This is a genomic window from Pseudomonas sp. MF6396, assembly GCF_002018915.1.
Classification (GTDB): domain Bacteria; phylum Pseudomonadota; class Gammaproteobacteria; order Pseudomonadales; family Pseudomonadaceae; genus Aquipseudomonas; species Aquipseudomonas palmensis.
In genome coordinates, this window is the sequence record NZ_MVOK01000069.1 from 1 (window position 1) to 3,683 (window position 3,683).

Annotated in this window: 6 protein-coding genes; all 6 read left to right on the forward strand. The window is 60.7% G+C overall.

The genetic code is table 11. The annotated features are described in order from the left end of the window. A partial coding sequence (locus MF6396_RS27810) for an SDR family oxidoreductase (protein WP_143133198.1) occupies positions 1–198 on the forward strand: 198 nt, incomplete at its 5' end. Between the two features lie 69 nt (positions 199–267). Beyond that, a complete protein-coding gene (locus tag MF6396_RS27815; protein WP_016487046.1) occupies positions 268–945 on the forward strand; it encodes a GntR family transcriptional regulator in 678 nt (225 codons plus the stop codon). 81 nt (positions 946–1,026) lie between these two features. Beyond that, entirely contained in the window at positions 1,027–1,617 is a 591-nt protein-coding gene (locus MF6396_RS27820) for a TetR/AcrR family transcriptional regulator (protein ID WP_003465041.1), read from the forward strand. Positions 1,618–1,707: 90 nt separating this feature from the next. Then, positions 1,708–2,409 carry a cysteine hydrolase family protein gene (locus MF6396_RS27825; protein WP_003465039.1) on the forward strand — a complete coding sequence of 234 codons (702 nt, stop codon included), beginning with the start codon at positions 1,708–1,710 and terminating at the stop codon, positions 2,407–2,409. A gap of 54 nt (positions 2,410–2,463) precedes the next feature. Next, positions 2,464–2,688, forward strand: a complete 225-nt coding sequence (locus tag MF6396_RS27830; RefSeq protein WP_003465037.1) for a DUF2798 domain-containing protein — start codon at positions 2,464–2,466, stop codon at positions 2,686–2,688. Between the two features lie 280 nt (positions 2,689–2,968). Beyond that, a partial coding sequence (locus tag MF6396_RS27835) for an ABC transporter substrate-binding protein (RefSeq protein ID WP_078482011.1) occupies positions 2,969–3,683 on the forward strand: 715 nt, incomplete at its 3' end.

Below are 3,683 nucleotides of genomic sequence, written 5' to 3' on the forward strand. Positions count from 1 at the left end.
GTCAATGCGATTGCACCGGGTGAGATCGAGACGTCGATCCTGTCTGCCGGGACCGAACTGATCGTCGATCAGCAGATCCCCATGCACCGCTTGGGCAAGCCGGAAGAAGTCGCATCCCTGGTGCATTTCCTCTGCACCCGAGGCGCGTCGTACATCAACGGTTCGGAGATTCATGTCAACGGTGGTCAGCACGTCTGAAATAATCTGGAAATCCCGGCCGGAAACTTCCATCATTCGGGCCGGGCATCCGCCGCAGATGAGCGATCAATGAGCAACCCCTACCCTATTCAAACCCTCAATCACTCTTACCTGGGCAGTGGCATCTACGAGTTGCTGCGCGAGGCACTGATCACCGGGCGTTTCCAGCCCGATGACCGCCTGCGCATCCGCGACCTGGCCGAACAACTGGGCACCAGCGTCACACCGGTGCGCGACGCGATCCTGCAACTGGCCAAGGAACAGGCGCTGATCCTCAAGACCCCGCGTGACATCCGCGTACCCATCCTCACCGCCGCGCAATACGGCGAGATCCGCAGCATCCGCCTGGCGCTTGAAGGCCTGGCTGCGGAGACGGCCGCCGCGCTGGTGACCGACAGCGAACTCGCAGACCTGCAAGCCTGCATCGAAAACAACATCGCCGCGATCAACGCCCAGGACTTGCAAGCCGCTCTCAAGTGCAATCAGCAATTTCACTACGCGCTGACCACCATCGCGCGCATGCCGGTGCTGGCGGGTTTGCTCGATAGCCTGTGGATGCGCACCGGCCCACTGATCGCCCGTGCCTATGGCAACTTCAACGAGCGCATGGCCATCGACCATCACTGGGAAGTGCTCGACGCACTCAAGCGCCGCGATGGCGCGGCGGCACGGGCGGCCATCTGCCGTGACATTCTCGATGGCAACGAGAAGATGCTCGAGTACATCGAGATGGCGCAGGCGGACTGATTGGCAGTCAATTCGACTGTTGACGAAACATAGATGACCAGTTAGTTTATTAAAACTTTCTCATCACTGGATGTCTCTGTCATGGCTCGCCCGGTCAACCTCGAAGTCAGATCCCGTTTGCTGTCGATTGGCCGCCAGGTGGTTCACAACCGTGGCTTCAACGGCTGCGGCGTCCAGGACATCACCGCCGCTGCCGAGATTCCCAAGGGCTCTTTCTACAACTACTTCGCCAGCAAGGAAGACTTCGCGGCAGAGATCCTCGAGGAATACTGGACCTCGATCGAAACCCGCCACGGGCCGATCTTCTACGACGCCCGGGTCAAGCCGCTGGAGCGCATCGGCCAGTTCTTCCAGGCCCTGGTGCTCGAGCACGGCGAGCATGAATACAGCCTGGGTTGCCTGATTGGCAACCTGTCCCTGGAAATGTCCAATGGCAGCGAACAAACCCGCAAGCGTCTGGCCGATGTGCTGGCGCGCTGGGAAGGTTTGCTCGCGAGCTGCCTGCGTGAAGCGCAGCAGCGCCGCGAACTCTCTGAAACTCACGACGCCGAAGCGCTGGCCAGTGTCATCGTCGAAGGCTGGGAAGGTGCGGTCATGCGCGGCAAGGTCCTGCGCGACGGTGCACCTCTGCAGCGTTTCGTATCGATGGTCTTGCCTCGGCTATTGGAGTGAGTTTTTTTTCCTCATTAATAAGACGACTGGTCATTTATATAAAGCAACATTCACGTCTCATCCACGCAAGCACCCAAGAGGTAAATCGTCATGAGCCATCTGTACGCCGACCCCGCCGAACCCGCACTGCCTGCCACTGGTTTCAAGCTCGACCTGAGCAAAGCCGCCCTGGTGGTCATCGACCCACAGAACGACTTCCTCAGCCCTGCCGGCGCCAGTTGGGCGGTGTTCGGTGAGAGCATCGTCGAGAACAACACCGTCGAAAACCTGGAAAAACTGTTCAAGGCCTTCAAGGCTCACGACCTGCCCGTGGCCGTGTCGCCACACTATTACTACCCGCACGACCACGACTGGCATTTTGGCGGTCCGCTGGAAAAGGTCATGCACAGCATCTGCATGTTCGATCGCAAGGGACCGAACACCCTGGAAAACTTCGAAGGCTCCGGCGCCGATTTCCTCGAGATCTACAAGCCGTACATTCTCGACGGCGAGACCATCATCGCCTCGCCGCACAAGGTCTACGGCCCGGAAACCAACGACCTGGCGCTGCAATTGCGCAAGAAAGGCGTGTCGCAGATCATCCTCGCCGGCATGGCGGCCAACCTTTGCGTGGAATCACACCTGCGCGAACTGCTCGAACAGGGCTTTGAAATAGTCGTGGTACGCGACGCCACCGCCGGCCCGCGCCTGCCGGATGGCGACGGCTACCTGGCGGCCATCATCAATTACCGCTTCCTCGCCCACGGGCTGTGGACCACCGAAGAGACTATCGCGCAACTGCAACCGGCTTGATCGTGCCCGAGCGGCCGGGCATCGCGCCCCCCCGCTCTTTCTCGAGAACCCCCGATGAAAATCCCCGCCCGTTATGAGCATTTCGTTTTCGGCGTCGTTCAATCCGGCCTGACCTGCGCGGTCGCGGCCGCCATCGCCACCACACCCCATGCGCTCGACCTGGCCTTTGCCGGCCGCTGGTTGAACGCGTGGGCGCTGTCGTGGGTATCGATGTTGCCGGTGGTGGTGCTGGCGGCGCCGATGATTCGGCGCGTGGTGAGGCGGATGACGGTGGGCTGAATGACTTGGCTATGACTCACCCAACACACCGCCATCGCGAGCATGCTCGCTCCTACCGGGGGCTTCGGGGCTGCTCGCGACAGGCGCGCAAGCCCGCACCCGACGCACGAAATACTGTGCCCGTTCGCATTTTCGCAATAAACCACTTTTCATCCGCGCATTTGTAGCCGCTTCGTTCACGGACAAGCCGGTACATTAGACCTCCATGGTCCCGCAGAGCGACCGACAACAAAACCTACAGCTCGCCCAAGAAAATCTGCCAACCATTCGGAGTCTTTCCATGAGCACATTGCGCACTACAGCTTTCCAACTCGCGAGTCTGGCCCTGTTCATCGGTAGCGCCACCCAGGCCATGGCCGAGGACATCACGTTCGTATCCCAGGGCGGTGCTTATCAGGAAGCCCAGAGCAAGGCGATCCTGGAGCCTGCGGCGAAAAAGCTCGGTCTGACGCTCAAACAGGACAGCTCGCCCAAGGCCTACCCGATCATCAAGACCCAGGTCGAGAGCGGCAAGGTCACCTGGGACGTGGTGGACCTGCCCACTGGCGACTGCATCCGTGGCGAAGCCGAAGGGCTGTTCGAGAAGCTCGACCTTGCGCTGATTCCCAATGCCGCGCAAATACCCGACAGCCTCAAGGACGAATACAGCGTCGGCTACATCAGCTACTCCACGGTGCTGGCGTATCGCACGGACGCGTTCAAAGGCGCGGACGTACCCAAGACCTGGGCCGACTTCTGGGACACCAAAAAATACCCGGGCCAGCGCTCCCTACGTAACCTGCCACGTCCAACCCTGGAAATCGCGCTGCTGGCCGATGGCGTGCCGATGGACAAGCTCTATCCGCTGGACGTCGATCGCGCCTTCCGCAAGCTTGAGCAGATCAAGCCCGACATCGCCACCTGGTGGACGTCCGGCGGGCAGTCGGCGCAGCTGATCAGCGACGGCGAAGTGGACATGATCCAGGCCTGGAACGGCCGTATCACCGCCGTACAGG

What these genes read in the sequence shown, in the direction of transcription:
- MF6396_RS27825 (WP_003465039.1), top strand. Translation starts at nt 1,708, where the DNA reads ATGAGCCATCTGTACGCCGACCCCGCCGAACCCGCACTGCCTGCCACT.
- MF6396_RS27820 (WP_003465041.1), top strand. Translation starts at nt 1,027, where the DNA reads ATGGCTCGCCCGGTCAACCTCGAAGTCAGATCCCGTTTGCTGTCGATT.
- MF6396_RS27830 (WP_003465037.1), top strand. Translation starts at nt 2,464, where the DNA reads ATGAAAATCCCCGCCCGTTATGAGCATTTCGTTTTCGGCGTCGTTCAA.
- MF6396_RS27815 (WP_016487046.1), top strand. Translation starts at nt 268, where the DNA reads ATGAGCAACCCCTACCCTATTCAAACCCTCAATCACTCTTACCTGGGC.